Origin of the sequence: Amycolatopsis samaneae, assembly GCF_039541975.1 — a bacterium.
Lineage (GTDB): Bacteria > Actinomycetota > Actinomycetes > Mycobacteriales > Pseudonocardiaceae > Amycolatopsis > Amycolatopsis samaneae.
Genome location: NZ_BAABHG010000020.1, coordinates 59,164 through 76,266 on the forward strand (window position 1 = coordinate 59,164; position 17,103 = coordinate 76,266).

Consider the following 17,103-nt stretch of genomic DNA (forward strand, 5'->3'; position numbering starts at 1 on the left):
CCATAGCGTACGAACTCACCGCTCGCCTACGCCAACCGGATTACCGTTCGCGCAGTGCCCCGCGGTATTTCCCTCGTTTACCCTGGGCAGGTGAACGAACCGTCGGCCGGTGACGCGCGGGAACTGCGTGCCATGCGGGCCGCGTCCTTCGGCTCCCACGCGGCCGCATACGCCCGGCATCGCCCCGGCTACCCGCGGAAAGCATTGTCCTGGGGCCTTTCCGGAGCCGCCTTCACGCCTGTTCGGACGGTGGATCTCGCGGCGGGGACCGGCAAGGTGAGCCTCGGCCTCGCCGAACTGGGCCTTGCCGTCACCGCCGTCGAACCCGATCCCGGCATGCGTGCCGAGTTCTCCCGGCTGTTGCCGCAGGTCACCGCGTTGGCCGGGACCGCGGAGAACATCCCGTTGCCCGGCGGTTCGGCCGACGCGGTCGTCGTCGGCCAGGCATTTCACTGGTTCGACACCAATGCCGCGCTCACCGAAATGGCACGAGTGGTTCGGCCGGGTGGAGTAGTCGTGGCGTTGTGGAACCACGACGACGAATCGGTGCCATGGGTCGCCGAGTTCCGCGCACTCACCAGAACCGGGGTCAGCCGGGTATGGCTCGACGATCCGGACGTGGTGCCCGCGCATCCGGCCTTCGGGGCGTTCGAACGGGAGATCTTCCCGCACTCGCAGCGGCGTACCGCAGAAACTCTCGTGGAAACCGTGGCCACGCATTCGCACCTGCTCGTCGCGTCCGCCGAAGAGGCGAACGCCGTGCTGGGCGCGGCACTGGCATTCCTCGAGTCGAATCCGGAGACCGCGGGCGGCGAGTTCGACCTGCCGATCGTCACGTCGGTTTTCCGTGCGCGAAGGGTGTGACCTCGATGGATCGGACGAACTGGGCGGAAGTGTTCACCTCGGTGTTCGGTGAACCGGCGTCGGCGGTGCAGGCCCGCATCCACGCCGAGGTGTTCGGCGACGAATATCCGGCGGGCCTCGACGTCTACAGCTACGTCACCAAAACGGACCTACGGAGATTCACAGCGGAAACACAGGCTTCGCCGAGCGACAGAATTGCCGACATCGGCTGTGGGCGCGGCGGGCCGGGCCTGTGGGTTTCCGCGCAGCGGAATTCATCCCTGATCGGAATCGATATAGCCGAGACCGCGCTGGAGTCCGCGCGACAGCGGGCCGAGACGCTCGGCAGGGCCGATCGGGCGGAATTCCGGCTCGGCAGCTTCGCCGAAACCGGCCTGCCCGCCGCGTCCGTGCAGGCCGTGATGAGCGTGGACGCGTTGTTGTTCGCCCCCGACAAGGCCGCCGCGTGCGCCGAACTGGCCCGAATCCTCGTTCCCGGCGGCCGGCTGGTGGCCACGACCTGGGATTTCCATGGTCAGCCGGTGAATCGCCCGCCACAGGTATCGGATCACCGCCCGCTGCTCGAAGCCGCGGGTTTCACCGTGCTCGCCTATGACGAGACCGAGGCGTGGCGGGAGCGGCAGCTGCGGATCAACGAATTGATGCTCCAGGAGGTGGACGCGCTCGCCGCGGAAAGCGGGGAAGATCCGGTGGAGAGCGCTGCACATCTGAAGCAGCAGCGGATCAACCAGGATCTGATGACGCGGCGGGTGCTGATGGTCGCCGAACGTCGCTGATCGCGCGCAGTACGAAACGTCTTCAAGGTGCCTGCGGTGGCGACCGAAATCACCGGGCGGGGAGGCCGGGCGGTGTTATCGTCGAAGGTGACCGCGCCGCTCGGGGTGGTCCCGGACGAGAGCGTCGTACCCGGTCAGGACAAGACGACGCAGTGGCCACCACTGCGAAAGGTTCGACCATGTCCTGGCTTGTCCTTGTCCTGTCCGGTTTCCTCGAGACCGTCTGGGCCGCCGCGCTCGGCGCCTCGAAGGGCTTCTCGAAACTCCTCCCCAGCGTCACCTTCGGGGTCGCACTGCTGCTCAGCATGGGCGGGCTCGCCTTCGCCCTGCGCGAGATCCCGCTCGGCACCGGGTACGCCGTCTGGGTCGGCATCGGCGCGATCGGCACCGCGATCTACGGCATGGTGTCGCTCGGCGATCCGGTCAGCGCCGCTCGTATCTCATGTCTCGTACTCATCGTGGCGGGCGTCGTCGGACTGAAACTCCTGCACTAGACGCCTTGACCTCCAGTTGACTCGAACTACGAGACTGGGAGAAAACCCATCGACGAACGGGAAACCTCATGCGGGTACCACGGCTGCGCGGACGCGGCATCGGGCGGGCACTGATCTCGGTCACCGCGCTGGCGACCGCTGCCGGGCCGTACAAGGCCGACTGGAACGAGACCCACGTACACAACCCGGCGTGGCCGCCGCACGCCAAGTTCCACAACGGACAGACGATGAGCCTCGGGCTCGCGCTGGGGCTCGGCAGCCTCTACCAGCTCTGGCGCGCCCCAGGATCGGCACGCACGAGCCTCGACACCGGCGCCACGCTGGCGTCGCTGTACTGGCTGACGCAGATCTCGGCGCTCGCCTATCCGGGCAGCAAGGCGGTCGACCCGCCGGGCACCGCACGCTTCCCCCAGGCGAAGATCGCGTTCCCGGCGCTGGCCCTCACCGGCCTCGGCTACCTGCTCGAACGCCGACGGCTGGCCAAAGCCACCTGAGCATCACGACCGGTCGTCTCGCGTTCACGGAAGGTCGGCTCGCGTACCCAGACGGTCGGCCACCCAGCCGACCCTCCAGGTACGCCAACCGACTCCCTGGGTACGCGAGTTCGCCTTACTTACGGGGTCTTGCGGGCGTTGCGCTCGTAGACCAGGCGCAGCCCGAGCAGCGTCAGATCGGGGACGTGCTCGGTGATGGTCTCCGATTCGCCGATCACCAGCGGGGCCAGCCCGCCGGTCGCGAGCACCGCGACCGGCGCGACCCCGTCCGGCGACAGCTCGCGCACGATCCGCCGGACGAGGCCGTCGACCTGGCCCGCGAAGCCGTAGAGAATGCCGGACTGCAGGCATTCCACGGTGTTCTTGCCGATCACCGACCGCGGTGGCACGAGCTCGACCTTGCGCAGCGCGGCCGCGCGGGCGGCCAGCGCGTCCACCGAGATCTCGATGCCGGGCGCGAACGCGCCGCCGAGGAACTCCCCCTTCGCCGAGATCGCGTCCACATTGGTCGACGTGCCGAAGTCGACCACCACGCAGGCGGTGTTGTGCAGGTGGTGCGCGGCCAGCGTGTTGACCAGCCGGTCCGCGCCCACCTCCTTGGGGTTGTCCACCAGCAGCGCGACGCCGGTGCGTACGCCGGGTTCGACCACGATCTTCGGCAGCCTCGGGTAGTACCGCGCCAGCATCACCCGCAGCTCACGCAGCACCGCGGGCACGGTGGACAGCGCGCTGATCCCGGTGACCGCGTCGGCGTACGAACCGAGCAGCCCGCGCATGGTCAGCGCGAGCTCGTCGGCGGTGATGCGCGCGTCGGTGCGCATCCGCCAGTCGCCGACGAGCTCATCGCCCGAATACAGGCCCAGCACGATGTTGGTGTTGCCGACGTCGACCGCGAGCAGCACGAATCTTCCTCACTGCGGCGTCGGCGCCGCCGGTCCTGGGTGGGTCAGCTCTCCGCGTGCAGCAACGCGTCGAGACGGCGCGCGTCCGCGGTCTCGGCGACCGGGAACGCGATAGTGTCCTCCTCCGGCAACGTGACGGTGCCGCTGAGCAGGCCGGATCCCTCCGGCGCGTGACCGGCGTCCGCACCACGCTCGACGATCCGGTTGTCCGCGTCGACGAACACCACCCTCGGCTGGTACGCGGCGGCCTCCGCGTTGTCCATCTGCCCGTAGGAGATCAGGATGACCAGGTCACCGGGGTGCACCAGATGCGCCGCGGCACCGTTGATCCCGAGCACCCCGCTGCCGCGCTCCCCCTTGATGACGTAGGTCTCCAGCCGCGCGCCGTTCGTGACGTCCACAATGGACACCTGCTCGCCGGGCAACAGGTCGGCGGCCTCCATCAGGTCCTCGTCGACGGTCACCGACCCCACGTAGTGCAGATCGGCCTGGGTCACCGTGACCCGATGGATCTTCGATTTCAGCATCGTCCGGTACATCGTGGACTCTCCCTATTCCCCTGCGTCCAACTCAGCTGCCTCCGGATGCTCGGCTGCCTTGCCGAGCAGCACCGGAACGTTGTCGATCAGCCGGGTGCTCCCTACCCGGGCAGCGATCAGCAACCGTGCTTCACCGTCGACGGGCGCGGGCCCGAGGTCGGTTCCCCTCAACTCCAGATAGTCGACATCGACCGCGGGCCGCGCGGCCAGTGTCCGGTTCGCGGCGTCGAGCACCGCTTCGCCACCCTCGCGCCCGACGAACGCCCCCGCGGTGAGGGCGGCCGAAAGCACCATCGCGTCCGCACGCTGTTCCGGCGTGAGGTACACGTTGCGCGAGGACAACGCGAGCCCGTCCTGCTCACGCACGGTCGGGACCCCGAGCACGCGGGTGGGGATGTTCAGGTCCGCCACCATGCGCTTGATCAGTACCAGCTGCTGGTAGTCCTTCTCCCCGAAGAACGCGTAGTCCGGACGTACCAGGTTGAACAGCTTCGCCACGACCGTCAGCACCCCGGCGAAATGCCCCGGCCGGGACGCGCCCTCCAACTCGTCACCGAGCGGTCCGGGATGGACGGTCACCGTCGCGCCCTCGGCGTAGAGATCCGACGCCTTCGGCACGAAAGCGATTTCCGCGCCCGCTTCTTCGAGCGTGCGCAGATCGTCGTCGAGCGGGCGCGGGTAGGCCTCGAAGTCCTCGCCCTCGCCGAACTGCAACGGGTTCACGAAGATCGACGCCGCCACCACCGCGTTCGGGATCCGCTTCGCGCGGCGCAGCAGTTCGCGGTGCCCGGCGTGCAGCGCGCCCATCGTCGGCACCAGGGAGATCTTGCGGCCCACCGCGCGCAACGCGCCGGTGACCTGGCTGACGTGCTCGGGCGGCTGGAACGTGTTCAGCGTGCCGCGGGTGAATTTCGGTGTGGTCACTGGATCTGCTGCCCTTCGGCGGGATCGTCGAGAAGATCGGAGAGCTCGGCGGCCGCGGCACCGCTCAGCAACCCGGCGGTGACCGAGCGCGCGACCGTGCGCCTGGCGAGCGCGCGATAGGCCGGGGCCACCTCGGGTGCCTGCCCGGCGAGCACGGCAAGGTGCTCACGGACGGTGCCGAGATCGCCGCGGGCGACCGGGCCGGTCAACGCGCGATCGCCGTGCCGCAGCACATTATCCAATGCCGCCGACAACAACGGTGCGACGAGTCGCTCGGACTGGCCGATCCCGGCCGCCCGCAACAGTTCCGCGCAGTCCGCGACGAGCGTCATCAGGTGGTTCGCGCCGTGTGCCAGCGCGGCGTGATACAGCGCACGCGCGGATTCGGGCACCCGCACCGGTTCCGCGCCCATCTCGACGGCGAGCGCCTCGCCGACGTTCCACGCGGCCTCGTCCGCGCCCGAGGCGGTGATCCCGATGCTGCACGCGGCCAGTCGTTCGAGGTCCTCGGGCCGGCCGGTGAACGTCATCACCGGATGCAGGGCCAGCGGCAGCACGCCCGCTTCGGCGGCGGGGGCGAGGATGTCGACGCCGTGGGCCCCGGAGGTGTGCACGACGATCTGTCCCGGCCGGAGCGATCCGGTGGCGACCAGGCCGCGCACCATGCCGGCCAGCGCGTCGTCGGGCAGCGCGAGCAGGACCAGGTCCGCGCGCCGCACCACCTCGTCCGGCGGCAGCAGCGGCACGTCGGGCAGCATGCGTTCGGCCCGTGCCAGCGAGGCCGAGGACAGCCCCGACGCGGCGACCACGGCGTGGCCCGCCCTGGCGAGCGCGGCACCGAGCACACTGCCGACCCGGCCGGCCGACACGACGCCCACCGCGAGGCGGGCGGGCCGCGTCATGGCGTACGTCCGTGGACGCTCATGCGATCGACCCGCTTCGCGAGACAGTGTTGAATCCTTTTTGGCGCATGATATCCATGATTCGCTCGCAAGCGTCGCTCATGCGAGAACTCCCTTGCTCGTTCCAGTCCCGTTTTCTTCGCACGGGTACCAGACGACGCGGCGAGAGTAGCCCCGATCCGCCCGGAGCACGGACCTCAGGTGACAAGCTTCACCCGGACCGGGTCACCCCGACCGGGCGCTCTTGGCGAGCCGGACGGCCTCGGCCCGGGCCGCCTTCAACGTCGCCAACAGCTCGGCCTGACGCTCCCGGTCGTCTTCCGTGCGCAGGCCACGACGGTACAGAAAGGCCAGCTCGGTCACGCTCGCCTGGTAGAGCCCGACCGCCTTCGCGGCCTGCTTCCCGGATTCGCGCCGGGCCTGACGCCGCCAGTCACGGCGTCCCGAAAGGCTGGAAAGCAGGTCCACCTCCGACGGCGCGATCCAGCGGTTGGTGACCATCTTGGGCAGCGCGGCGGCCACGATCCGCTGTTCCCGGCGTCGTTGGAGAACCACCAGGTAGAACACCGCGATGAAGAGCGGGACCATGATCAGGAAGTACACGGTGAGGAAGGTCTTCGACCCGCCGATCAGCGCGGAACCGTTCCACAGCGCGTGCAGGCACACCGCGGCGAGGTAGCCCCCGAGCGGCGCCAGGATCCGCATCGCCTTGCTCGCGGTGGTCGCGGCCACGCCGATGCCGATCCCGGTCAGCACCGCGAACAGCGGATGCGTGAACGGCGACAGCACGCCCCGCAGGAAGAAGGCGGCGAGCACCCCGGAGTTCTGGCCGTTCCCGAATCCGTGGTCGGCGAACGCGCGGCCGAAGTAGTAGATGTTCTCCATGAAGGCGAAGCCCGCGGCGCTGAACCCCGCGTAGACGACGCCGTCGACCACGCCGTCGAACTCGCTGGTGCGCCGCCACAGGATGAGCAGCACGAAGGCGCCCTTCAGCGCCTCCTCGACGATCGGCGCGGACACCACCGCGCTGAACGTGCTGCCCTGCCCGCTGCCGAGCAGCAGGTCACCGACGGCCTCCGCGGTGCTGTTGATGAGCAGCGCCGCGATCGTCGCCACACAGGCGCCCCAGAAGAAGGCGAGCAGTAGCAGCTTCGCGGGTTCGGGCTCCCAGCGGTCGACCCACAGGAACGTGGCGACGACCACCGCGACCGGCACCAGCGCCGCGACGGTGCCGATCCCCACCGCGACCACTCCGACGCGGGTCGTGGCGAGGCCGAACAGGAACAGGCCGCACAGGGCGATGGCGATGAGCCCGAGCACGGGCAGCAGGACGGTGATCCGTCGCGACACGCGCCCGCGGTCCAGAGTCGTCGCCGTGGAGGATCCGCTCACAGCGAGTCACCCTACGCACACCGCGCCGGGGCGGGTCCGCTCACCCGGACGCCACACGCCGGCTCAGTCCTCGGCACGCCGACGGCGCCGGGGCGTCGAGGAGCCGCCGCCGTGCGCCGCGAGCAGCTCGTTGACCGATCGGCCCGCGGCGTGCGAACCACCGGCGTCCTCCGGCTCCGCGGCCCGGCGGCCCCTCGGCGCCGAGCCGTTGGTCTCGGCCTCGGCGTCGGCGTGGTGTCCGGCGGCCCCGTTGACCGCGCCGCCGTCGTTCTCCGGTTGCTTACCGTGACTACCGGACGGGCGTTCGGTGACCAGACCTTCCCAGGCCGGCGGCTCGCCGTCGGGACGGCGCCTGCGGCCACCGCCCGACCCGGGCGCGGGCGTCGGCGGCTGCTCGTCCTCGGCGCGACGGCGACGGCCGCCACTCCGGCCGCGTTCCGCCGGTGCCGGCGCCGGAGCGGCGGGCTTCGGCTCCTCGGGCGCCTCCTCGGCGGGCGTGCGATGCGCGCCGTGCCGGTTCGCCGGGGTCTCGAGGATCGGCGAAAGATCCGCCCGCGAGAACTGCTCCAGCTTGGACGGCTTACGCGGTTCGGGCTCGGCGGCGGCCGGCGGCTCGGGGCGCGCGGGCGGCAGATCCGTGCGCGAGGGCTGCCGGGCGGCGAGCGGCTGTTCCGGGGTCGGCTCGGTCGCCGGTTCGGCGGGCGGCTGGGGCCGCTTCGGCCGGGCACGCTCGGCGAAGTCGTCCCGGTTCGGGAACGCGGCGCTCAGGTCGGAGACCGCGCGGTCCGGTGTCCGGGACCCGGCCCAGCCGGGCTGCCACTCGGCGGTGTTCTCCTTGGGCGTCTCCGGCTCCGGGCGCGGACGCGCGGGCGGCGCGACGCTCGAAGCGGGACGGCCGCGCTCGGACGGCTTCATCGCGGGCCGGGTCAGGTCCGCCTCGGCGGGCCGCTGCTCGGTCACCGGCATCCCGGGACTGCTCTGTTCGGCGTTCGGACGGGGCCCGAACCGGCCCTTCGGCGCGGCCGCGCGGGGCATCTCCGGCCGCGAGGCCTCCGCCGGGCGCATGCCCGGACGCGACAGCTCGGCGGCGGGGGCGTCCGCGCGGGGCGCCTCCCGGCGGGTGGCCTCGGCGCGGACCGGTTCCGGCCGGGCCGCCTGCTTCTTCGGCTCCGGCGGGCGCTGCCGTTCGGCGCGCGGGGCCTGCCCTCGGTCGGACGCGGCGGCCTGCCGTCGCGCGGCCTCGGCACGCTGCTCGGCGTCCTTCACCGCGCGGGCGGCGGCGGTGTCGGCCAGCGGATCCGCCGGCGCCGCGGGTTTCGCCTCCGCGCGGGCGGGCTTCGGCCGGGAGATCTGCTGGGTGCGCTGGAGGTCACCGGCGCCGTTGTTCCCGGTGGCGGGTTTGCGGCGACGGTCCGACATCGGGGCCTTGTCGCGGACGCGTTCGATCAGCTCGGTGGGCCGCTCGGCAGGCTCGGCGGGCTTCTTGGGCTTGGTGCCGCGCCCCTTGTTGCGGTCGCCGTTCCCGTTTCCGACGTCGCCCCCGTCGAGGGTGGCGCTGAGACCGCCGTTGCCGCCGGGCCCGGCGAGCAGCTGGGCGGGCACGGACTTGCCGAGTTCCTCGCCGCCGGTGACGAGACGGTTCTCGTCGTGCAGCGAGCGCATCCTGGTCGCCTGCGCGGTGAGCGCGACCCGCTCCAGCAGCACCTCGCCACCGAAGAGGGCCTGCAGGTTCTCCCGCAGGGCGAGGACCTCGGCACGCAGCGCCTCGAGCTCCTCATGGGACCTCGAGTCGGCGGCGGCCCTGCTCTCCGCTTCCATCTCCAGCTCGTATTCGCGGCGAGCCGCAATCTCCCGCTCGAGTTCGAGTTCGTACACCGCCTGCGCCTCGGCGACCGCGTCCTCGGAATGTGCCGCGTGCTTGCGATAACGCACCGCCAGGAAGCCGCCGATCAGGGCGGCCCAGAGGGCGGCGACGATGCCGAGCCGGAGGTAGCGAAGGTCATCGCTGAGCACGAGCGCGAGGGTGGCGCCGATGGCGAGGATCAAGCCGACAACTAGCCACGGCCTGCCCAGTAGGCGGCCGCGCGAGTCGTCACCCACGCCGGTCATGACAGACACCGTACCTTCTAGTAATCCGAACGAGACCTAGTCGGTACTTCGAGCGGTCCGATCCGGGCGTTAACCGGTCGTTCGCCCGGGGTGCTCCCGATCACTGTCCGACGGCGTCCGGCAGCAGTGCTCCAGCCACAAAGCCGCAGCTACGAGCAGCACCGAGGACCCGACGCCGATCACCGTCGCGGGGGTGTCGGCCACCGCCGCGACGAGTTCGTCACGCCGGGGAAAGACGTAGGCGAACGCCGCCAGCCACGCACCCGCCATGAACGCGCCCGCGAGCGAACTCGCCTTGGCGAGTGCCACCGAACGTGCGACGCCGATCGCGGAACGTAACCGACCGGCCCGGACCCGGGCTCGGACGACGAACGCCAGCACGGCTTCGATCACGGCCAGCACCGCGAAGGTGACCCCGGCGAGGGCGGGCAACTGCGGCAGCGATCCGTAGGAAACCAGGAACAGCAGGTAGCCGAGGACCAAACCGAGCAGCCCGGCCACCACCAGGTCCCGTGGCCGGGTGAAGTGCATGCCCCCACGGTACCGAGTCGGCGATGCGGCACTCCGCCGATGCGTCCTCGACGGTAGAACATGTCTCGGAACTTGACTCTCCACCGACTGGAGACTTCATCATGCGAGCTGTGGGTACTTTCACCATCGGCGAACTGGCCAGGCGGACCGGCCTGCCGGTGAAGACGATCCGGTTCTATTCGGACGAGGGCCTGCTGCCCCCGACCGAGCGGACCGGCGCCGGGTACCGCCTTTACGACACCAGGGCACTGGCCCGGCTGGAGCTGGTCCGCACGCTGCGCGAGCTCGGCCTCGGCCTCGCCGAGGTCGAACAGGCGCTGAGCAGGCAGGCGACGGTGCGTGACCTGGCGGTCCGGCACGTCGAAGCGCTCGACGAGCAGATCCGGCGGCTGCGGCTGCGCCGGGCGGTGCTGCGCGCGGTGGTGAAGCGTGATTCCGAGTTGGAGGAAGTGAAACTGATGAACCGTCTCGCGTCGATGTCCGACGAGGAACGCAGGAGACTGCTCGACGAGTTCTGGGCGGAGATGTCCGAGGGGCTCGAAGTCGACCCGGAGTTCTACGCCCGGATGAGCTCGGCGAAGCCGGACCTCCCGGACGATCCGAGCCCGGAGCAGCTGGAGGCGTGGATCGAGTTCGCCGAGCTGATCCAGGATCCCGGCTTCCGCGCGCTGATCCGCGACATGAGCACCCGCCACTCCGAGCAGCGGAAGACCGGTGAACAGCCGGCGATCGGCGCCGCCCAGCAGGAACACTGGTTCTCCTGGAGCACCCGCGCCCAGGAGTGCCTTGACGGCGGGATCACCCCGGACTCGCCGAAGGGCCGCGAGCTGGCGGAGGAGGTCTTCACGGCGTCGGCGTCGCCCAGTCGCGACGCCGCCGACCCGGCCTACCGGCGCGAGCTGGCCGAGACGATCGCCGCGGGCGCCGACCCGCGTGCCGAGCGGTACTGGACGCTGCTCGGGATCATCAACGGCTGGCCGCCCTTCCCGAGCCAGGCCGCCCCGGCGCAGTGGATCGTCGCGGCGCTCAAGGCCCACGCCTGACGACCGCCCCCACCTTGTCCACAACCACCCGGGTTGTCCACAGATTCACCGGACACCCCATTTCCCCAGGTCAACCACGATAAGCTGGTTGCAGGGGTGCCCCCGGGAGGGTGGGGGAATGCCCAGGGGACTGCCCCTGAGTAACGATGGGTATGGGCCCGATCCGGCGCGGCGGCGAGGTTCCGAATGTGCCGCTGAGGACAGTGCACGAGGCCGACAGCGAAGTCCGGCGCCCGGGTGTGCTGAAGGACGCCTTAGGTGCGCTCGATGCACTGAAAGCGTCCTTCAGTGCGCCCACCGCACTGAAAGCGTCCTTCAGCGCTCTCAGGGCAGGACGAGGTCGGGGCGGAGCCGGACACCGGCGCGATCGGCCTCGGGCAGGGCCGCGAGCAGATCCGCGACGGGGCCGTGGCCGGGCAGTGTCGCCCCCGGCTCGATCTCCAGCCACGGGACGAGCACACTCGCGCGATCCGGCGTGCCGGGATGCGGCAGCAGCAGTTCGGGATCGTCCGAGCGCACACTGTCGACGGTCACTATGTCGACATCGAGCGTCCGCGGCCCCCACCGCAGCTCCCGCACCCGGCCCGCCGCGCGTTCGGCGGCCTGCCCGGTGCGCAGCCAGTCCCAGTGATCCCGCGCCGGATCGTCCACCAGGCAAACGGCGTTGAGGAAGTCCGGCTGGTCCTCCACACCCCACGCCTTCGTCTCGTACACCCCCGACACCGCGACCAGCGCCGGGCGCACCGCCTCGACCGCGATCTTCAGGAATCCCAGCCGATCACCGAGGTTCGAGCCGAGCGAAAGGAGCGCCCGGCTCATCGCTGTCGCCGGACGGTGACGGCGACGTCGTCGAACGTCAGCGGGATCGGCGCGGACGGCTTGTGCACGGTGACCTCGACCGCCGACAACCGCTCGTCGGCGACCACCGCGTCCGCGATCCGGCCCGCGACACTCTCGATCAGGTCGTACGGCTCGCCCGCGACGATCCCCGCGGCGAGCTCGGCCAGCTCCCCGTAGTGCAGCGTCTTGGTGAGATCGTCGGACGCCGCGGCCGGGCCGAGATCCAGCCACACGGTGATGTCGACGACGAACTCCTGCCCGTCCCGCTTCTCGTGCTCGAACACCCCGTGGTGCCCGAACACCCGGAGCCCGGTCAAGGTGATCCGGTCGGTGCTCGTCGGATCAGTGCTCATCCGGTCTTCCTCTCCGCCAAGCCGCCGCGACGGCGACCGCGTCCAGCGACGCGCCGACCTCGTGCACCCGCACACCCCACGCCCCGGCCGCCGCGGCCAGCACGGACACCGCCGCGGTGGCGTCCTCGCGGCCGTCCGGCGGCCGTGGCTTACTGTCCTTGTCGGACAGGAGCCGCCCGAGAAAACGTTTTCGCGAAGCTCCGACAAGCACCGGGAAACCGAGCGACAGCAACGAATCCAAGCCGTGCAACAGGGCCCAGTCGTGCTCGGCGTCCTTCGCGAACCCGAGCCCCGGATCGAGCACGATCGCGCCTTCGTCCACTCCGGACCGGATCGCTTCGTCCACTCTGGACAGCAGTTCGGCGCGGACCTCCGCCACGACGTCCCGATAGGACGCGAGCCGCTGCATGTCCCTGCTGTGCCCGCGCCAGTGCATCAGCACCCACGGCGCCCCGCTCTCGGCCGCGACCCGCGCCATGTCCGGATCGGCCAGCCCGCCCGACACGTCGTTGATCACCCGCGCGCCGGCTTCGAGCGCCGCCGCGGCCACCGCCGCGCGCGTGGTGTCCACGGAGAGCACGATCCCCTCGCCCGCGAGCGCGCGGATCACCGGGAGCACCCGAGCCAGTTCGGTTTCCGCGTCCACCCGGGACGCGCCGGGCCGCGTCGACTCGCCGCCGACGTCGATGAGATCGGCGCCGCGGGCCCACATCTCCCGTGCGTGGTCGAGCGCCTGCCCGACGTCGAGATAGCGACCGCCGTCGGAAAACGAATCCGGCGTGACATTGAGGACGCCCATCACCGCGCAGCGCCCCGGGGAAGGCAGCGAAGGCGGGTTCACCGGCGCCCCTTGATCAGATCGAGCGCTTCGGCCCGCGAAGAGGCCGACGTCTTCAACAGCCCACGTACCGCCGACGTCGTCGTGCGGGCGCCGGGCTTGCGGATCCCGCGCATGGCCATACATAGGTGCTCGGCCTCGACCACCACGATCACCCCGCGCGGCTCCAGCTTCCGGACCAGCGCGTCGGCGACCTGCGAGGTCAGCCGCTCCTGCACCTGGGGTCGCTTCGCGTAGAGATCCACCAGCCTGGCCAGTTTGGACAGTCCGGTGACCTTGCCATGACCATTCGGAATATAACCGACATGCGCGACACCATTGAATGGCACTAAATGGTGTTCACAGGTCGAAAACATCGGGATGTCGGTGACGAGGACGAGTTCCTCGTGCGCCTCGTCGAAGGTCCTGTCGAGGACCGAATCGGGATTGGTGTAGAGCCCGGCGAACATCTCGCGGTAAGCGCGGGCGACCCGGGCGGGCGTGTCGAGCAGACCGTCCCGGTCCGGGTCCTCACCGCAGGCGAGCAACAGTTCGCGAACCGCCTTTTCCGCCCGGTCCTGATCGAAGACCGGGCGGTCGGCGTCACTGCCTGTTGTCGTCTCGTCCATCCACGTCACGGCGGTGCTGTCCCTCGTCATGCTGCTGGCCACCGGCCGGGTCGGCGGGCCTGCCGTGCTCGCCACCGCCGGGGTGCCAGGGCTGCTGCGCGGACTGCCCGCCCGGCGAGGTCGCCGGCGTCCATCCCGGAGGCGCCCCGTAGTTCGGCGGGCCGCCGGGCGCACCGGCCTGACCACCCGGGTGATATCCGCCCGGCTGCTGACCACCATAGGCCTGCGGCCACGGGCCCGCGCCGTTCGGCCCGGTGTTCGGACGACCACCGTTCGCGTAGCCACCGGGCGGCGGCGGGGCGTACGGGTTCGCGTTCGGGTCCGCCGCAACCGGGTACGGCGGCGGCGCGGGCAGCTCGCCGACGGCACCGGTACCGCTGCCGACCGGGGTCGGCGCCGGCTGCGACACCTGCTTGGGCTGCTCCTTCTCCGGCGGCGGCCACGGCTCGCCGCGCTCCATCGCCAGCTCGCCCGGGGTCTTGATCGGCGGCTTGTCCGACGGGGTCCGCTCACCGAACTCGTTGAAGACGGTGATGTGCGGGCGCTTCTCGACCGTGGCGAAGATCCGCTCCAGGTCCTTGCGGGTCAGCGTCTCCTTCTCCAGGAGCTCGATGACCAGCTCGTCGAGCACGTCGCGGTAGGTGTTGAGCACGTGCCACGCCTCGGTGTGCGCCGTCTCGATGAGCTTGCGCACCTCCTCGTCGATCTCGTGCGCCACTTCCAGCGAGTAGTCCGCCTGCCGTCCGGCCGACCGGCCGAGGAACGGGTCACCCTGCTCCTGGCCGTACTTGACCGCGCCGAGGCGGGCACTCATGCCGTACTCGGTGACCATCGCGCGGGCGATCTTTGTCGCCTGTTCGATGTCGGACGAGGCGCCGGTGGTGGGCTCGTGGAAGACGAGCTCCTCCGCCGTGCGGCCACCCATCGCGAAGACCAGCCGCCCGATCATCTCGGAGCGGGTCATCAGGTCCTTGTCGTCCTCGGGGACGAGCAGGGCGTGTCCGCCCGTGCGGCCGCGCGGGAGGATCGTCAGCTTGTACACCGGCTCGATGTCCGGCATCGCCCACGCGGCGAGCGCGTGCCCGCCCTCGTGGTAGGCGGTGATCTTCTTCTCCTTCTCGGAGATGATCCGGCTCTTGCGCGCCGGGCCGCCGACCACGCGGTCGACCGACTCCTCCAGCGCCGCGTCGGTGATCACGTGCCCGTTCTGGCGGGCGGTGAGCAACGCGGCCTCGTTCAGCACGTTCGCCAGGTCCGCGCCGGACATGCCCACGGTCCGCTTGGCGAGGCCGCCCAGGTCGGTGCCCTGCGCGATCGGCTTGCCCTTGGCGTGCACCTCGAGGATCGCGCGACGGCCGCGCATGTCGGGCGCGGACACCGGGATCTGCCGGTCGAACCGGCCGGGGCGCAGCAGCGCCGGGTCGAGGATGTCGGGCCGGTTGGTGGCGGCGATCAGGATGATGCCGCCGCGGGCGTCGAAGCCGTCCATCTCGACGAGCAGCTGGTTCAGGGTCTGCTCACGCTCGTCGTGCCCGCCGCCGAGACCGGCGCCGCGCTGACGGCCGACGGCGTCGATCTCGTCGACGAAGATGATGCACGGCGCGTTCTGCTTGGCCTGCTCGAACAGGTCGCGGACACGCGAGGCGCCGACACCGACGAACATCTCGACGAAGTCCGAACCGGAGATCGTGTAGAACGGCACGCCCGCCTCGCCGGCGACGGCGCGCGCGAGCAGCGTCTTACCGGTACCGGGCGGGCCGTAGAGCAACACGCCCTTCGGGATCTTCGCCCCGAGTGCCTGGTAGCGCGCCGGGTTCTGCAGGAAGTCCTTGATCTCGTACAGCTCTTCGACGGCCTCGTCGGCGCCGGCGACGTCACCGAAGGTGGTCTTCGGCATGTCCTTGTTGAGCTGCTTGGCCTTCGACTTGCCGAAGTTGAGGACGCGGTTCCCGCCGCCCTGCGCGTTGTTCATCATCCACATCAGCAGCCCGAGCACGAGCGCGAGCGGGATGGCGAAGATCAGCAGCTGGGTCAGGAAGCTCTGCTGGGTGACCTTGGTGGTGAACTTGATCGGCGCGTCGCCGTTCTTCGCGGCGAGCAGCTTGCTGTAGATGTCGTAGGAGGCGTCCGCGGGGTACTGCGCGAGGATCTGGTCGGTCTGCTGACCGTCGTAGTCGATCTTCTGCGTGAGCAGCAGCTTGACCGACTGCTCCTTGTCCTCGAGATTCGCTTCCTTGATGTGGTTCTGGGTGATCTGCTGGTTCGCCACCGAGATGGGCACCTGGGTGTACCCACGATCGCTGTCGAAGATCGTGTTGTATGCGAACAACGCCAGCAACCCCGCGACGATCCAAAGCAGTGGGTTCCTGAGCACGCTCTTCCGGTTCATACGACTCGGCCCTGCTGGCCTCGACCCTCCCTGGTTGGGCGGCTCCTGTGATACCCGCCATGCGATCTTGACAGCCGTGGTGCCTGGACACCCGTCCCATCAGGGTACCGTCCGCCCGGGCGAACGAACCCTCTGAGCCTCTGGGTCAACGGCGGACAGCGTGCCGGGGTTCCCTGGCGGGCGTGCGGCGGTCACCCTAGCGTGTGTCGACCGCCACGCTGGAGACCATCTCACCGAGCCGGGTGCGCAGTGTTTTCGGGTCCGCCGGGGCTACGGTCACCCACTCCCGCCCGTCGGTTCCCGCCCGTGACAGGCTCAGATAACGCCCGGTAGCGGTGTCGAACCAGGCCAGCACCCTGGAGCGCTGCCGCGCGCCGACCTGCGAGCGGCTGTTCGCTGCCAGCTGACCGCCGCACAGCCGGGGCTGCCCCGAGAGCCGGGCGTAGGCCTCACGCGGGTCCACTGTGACGCGCTCGCTCAGTGATGTCCGTCTCGGTGCTTGGGACCGTTCTTTCCGCTTGCCCTTTTCCGCGGATTCCGGCGGTGTCGCGCTGACCGGGACACGCATCGGCGCGGTGCGCAGCGCCTCGTCCAGCGGCAGGGTGATCGGGGCCTCGGAGCCGCGCCGGCCGGCGGGCAGCAGGTCGACGACGGTCGAGACGAGACCGTCCGGCGGGGCGCTCCGCAGCCAGACGCCGTCGTCGTCCTGGATGGCCACGACGCCCTTGCGCCCGTCGCCCGCGGCGAGCAGCCCGACGGTCGGGGCCTCGAACCGGGGGATGTGCAGGGCGTCGATCGTCAGCGGCGCGCGGGCGATCAGGTGCAGCACGTCCTCGATGTCCGGTTCGAGCCTGCCGCGCGCGTCCCGGACTCCGCGGGCGGACAGCTCGGCGTCGACGCGGTGCCGCAGCGACACCCGCTCGTCCTCGTCCGCGCCGTGCGACCGGATCCGCAGCGGATACGGCAGCTCACCGAGGCCGGCCGACTCCCACAGGAAGTCGAACGCCAGCGGGGAAAAGAACTCCTGAAACCCCAAAACAACTCTCCACGTTCGTGCTCTTGCTCAGCGTAACGACGTCACCGTGCCCGCGGTAACGCCTTCCCC

18 protein-coding genes and 1 riboswitch are annotated in these 17,103 nt (G+C 70.4%); of the genes, 5 read left to right on the forward strand and 13 right to left on the reverse strand.

Annotated features, from left to right (window positions below; all coding sequences use genetic code 11):
* The first annotated feature begins 90 nt into the window (after positions 1-90).
* From ABD987_RS38745 to ABD987_RS38760, 4 genes are all read left to right on the forward strand, one after another.
* Positions 91-864: a class I SAM-dependent methyltransferase gene (locus ABD987_RS38745; RefSeq protein ID WP_345406487.1), complete on the forward strand. Its 774-nt coding sequence runs from the start codon at positions 91-93 to the stop codon at positions 862-864.
* Positions 865-953: 89 nt separating this feature from the next.
* Positions 954-1,640, forward strand: a complete 687-nt coding sequence (locus tag ABD987_RS38750) for a class I SAM-dependent methyltransferase (protein ID WP_345406490.1) — start codon at positions 954-956, stop codon at positions 1,638-1,640.
* A 90-nt stretch (positions 1,641-1,730) separates the two neighbouring features.
* Positions 1,731-1,794: riboswitch (guanidine-III (ykkC-III) riboswitch) on the forward strand.
* A 25-nt stretch (positions 1,795-1,819) separates the two neighbouring features.
* Entirely contained in the window at positions 1,820-2,134 is a 315-nt protein-coding gene (locus tag ABD987_RS38755) for a DMT family transporter (RefSeq protein ID WP_345406493.1), read from the forward strand.
* Between the two features lie 68 nt (positions 2,135-2,202).
* Positions 2,203-2,628, forward strand: a complete 426-nt coding sequence (locus tag ABD987_RS38760) for a DUF6640 family protein (protein WP_345406496.1) — start codon at positions 2,203-2,205, stop codon at positions 2,626-2,628.
* A gap of 119 nt (positions 2,629-2,747) precedes the next feature.
* Here the strand turns inward: ABD987_RS38760 and ABD987_RS38765 are convergent, their stop codons facing one another.
* The 7 genes from ABD987_RS38765 to ABD987_RS38795 all read right to left on the reverse strand — a co-directional run bounded on the left by ABD987_RS38765 (position 2,748) and on the right by ABD987_RS38795 (position 9,927).
* The gene (locus tag ABD987_RS38765) at positions 2,748-3,530 is read right to left on the reverse strand and encodes a type III pantothenate kinase (RefSeq protein WP_345406499.1); all 783 of its coding nucleotides are present in this window, start codon (positions 3,528-3,530) and stop codon (positions 2,748-2,750) included.
* A gap of 44 nt (positions 3,531-3,574) precedes the next feature.
* Positions 3,575-4,069 carry an aspartate 1-decarboxylase gene (panD, locus tag ABD987_RS38770; RefSeq protein WP_345406502.1) on the reverse strand — a complete coding sequence of 165 codons (495 nt, stop codon included), beginning with the start codon at positions 4,067-4,069 and terminating at the stop codon, positions 3,575-3,577.
* Positions 4,070-4,081: 12 nt separating this feature from the next.
* The gene (gene panC / locus ABD987_RS38775) at positions 4,082-4,993 is read right to left on the reverse strand and encodes a pantoate--beta-alanine ligase (protein WP_345406505.1); all 912 of its coding nucleotides are present in this window, start codon (positions 4,991-4,993) and stop codon (positions 4,082-4,084) included.
* Positions 4,990-5,943, reverse strand: a complete 954-nt coding sequence (locus ABD987_RS38780; RefSeq protein WP_378214097.1) for a Rossmann-like and DUF2520 domain-containing protein — start codon at positions 5,941-5,943, stop codon at positions 4,990-4,992. Before ABD987_RS38780 ends, panC begins: the two co-directional genes overlap by 4 nt.
* 177 nt (positions 5,944-6,120) lie before the next feature.
* Positions 6,121-7,287: a PrsW family intramembrane metalloprotease gene (locus ABD987_RS38785; protein ID WP_345406511.1), complete on the reverse strand. Its 1,167-nt coding sequence runs from the start codon at positions 7,285-7,287 to the stop codon at positions 6,121-6,123.
* A gap of 63 nt (positions 7,288-7,350) precedes the next feature.
* Positions 7,351-9,396, reverse strand: a complete 2,046-nt coding sequence (locus ABD987_RS38790) for a DUF6779 domain-containing protein (RefSeq protein ID WP_345406514.1) — start codon at positions 9,394-9,396, stop codon at positions 7,351-7,353.
* Between the two features lie 69 nt (positions 9,397-9,465).
* Positions 9,466-9,927, reverse strand: coding sequence for a DUF3180 domain-containing protein (locus ABD987_RS38795; RefSeq protein WP_345406517.1), 462 nt, complete (start codon positions 9,925-9,927; stop codon positions 9,466-9,468).
* A gap of 101 nt (positions 9,928-10,028) precedes the next feature.
* Here ABD987_RS38795 and ABD987_RS38800 point away from each other — a divergent pair, with 101 nt between their 5' ends.
* Positions 10,029-10,970: a helix-turn-helix domain-containing protein gene (locus tag ABD987_RS38800; protein WP_345406519.1), complete on the forward strand. Its 942-nt coding sequence runs from the start codon at positions 10,029-10,031 to the stop codon at positions 10,968-10,970.
* Between the two features lie 324 nt (positions 10,971-11,294).
* On the opposite strand, the gene folK is transcribed toward ABD987_RS38800, so the two are convergent.
* The 6 genes from folK to ABD987_RS38830 all read right to left on the reverse strand — a co-directional run bounded on the left by folK (position 11,295) and on the right by ABD987_RS38830 (position 17,034).
* The gene (gene folK, locus ABD987_RS38805; RefSeq protein WP_345406522.1) at positions 11,295-11,789 is read right to left on the reverse strand and encodes a 2-amino-4-hydroxy-6-hydroxymethyldihydropteridine diphosphokinase; all 495 of its coding nucleotides are present in this window, start codon (positions 11,787-11,789) and stop codon (positions 11,295-11,297) included.
* Positions 11,786-12,163 carry a dihydroneopterin aldolase gene (gene folB / locus ABD987_RS38810; RefSeq protein WP_345406525.1) on the reverse strand — a complete coding sequence of 126 codons (378 nt, stop codon included), beginning with the start codon at positions 12,161-12,163 and terminating at the stop codon, positions 11,786-11,788. The genes folK and folB overlap by 4 nt, the downstream gene beginning before the upstream one ends.
* Positions 12,153-12,962, reverse strand: a complete 810-nt coding sequence (gene folP / locus ABD987_RS38815; RefSeq protein ID WP_345406781.1) for a dihydropteroate synthase — start codon at positions 12,960-12,962, stop codon at positions 12,153-12,155. The genes folB and folP overlap by 11 nt, the downstream gene beginning before the upstream one ends.
* 38 nt (positions 12,963-13,000) lie before the next feature.
* The gene (folE, locus tag ABD987_RS38820; protein WP_345406528.1) at positions 13,001-13,609 is read right to left on the reverse strand and encodes a GTP cyclohydrolase I FolE; all 609 of its coding nucleotides are present in this window, start codon (positions 13,607-13,609) and stop codon (positions 13,001-13,003) included.
* The gene (gene ftsH, locus ABD987_RS38825) at positions 13,584-15,998 is read right to left on the reverse strand and encodes an ATP-dependent zinc metalloprotease FtsH (protein ID WP_345406531.1); all 2,415 of its coding nucleotides are present in this window, start codon (positions 15,996-15,998) and stop codon (positions 13,584-13,586) included. The genes folE and ftsH overlap by 26 nt, the downstream gene beginning before the upstream one ends.
* A 196-nt stretch (positions 15,999-16,194) precedes the next feature.
* Complete coding sequence (locus ABD987_RS38830; RefSeq protein ID WP_345406534.1) at positions 16,195-17,034, reverse strand: ESX secretion-associated protein EspG; 840 nt, start codon at positions 17,032-17,034, stop codon at positions 16,195-16,197.
* Between the last annotated feature and the right edge of the window lie 69 nt (positions 17,035-17,103).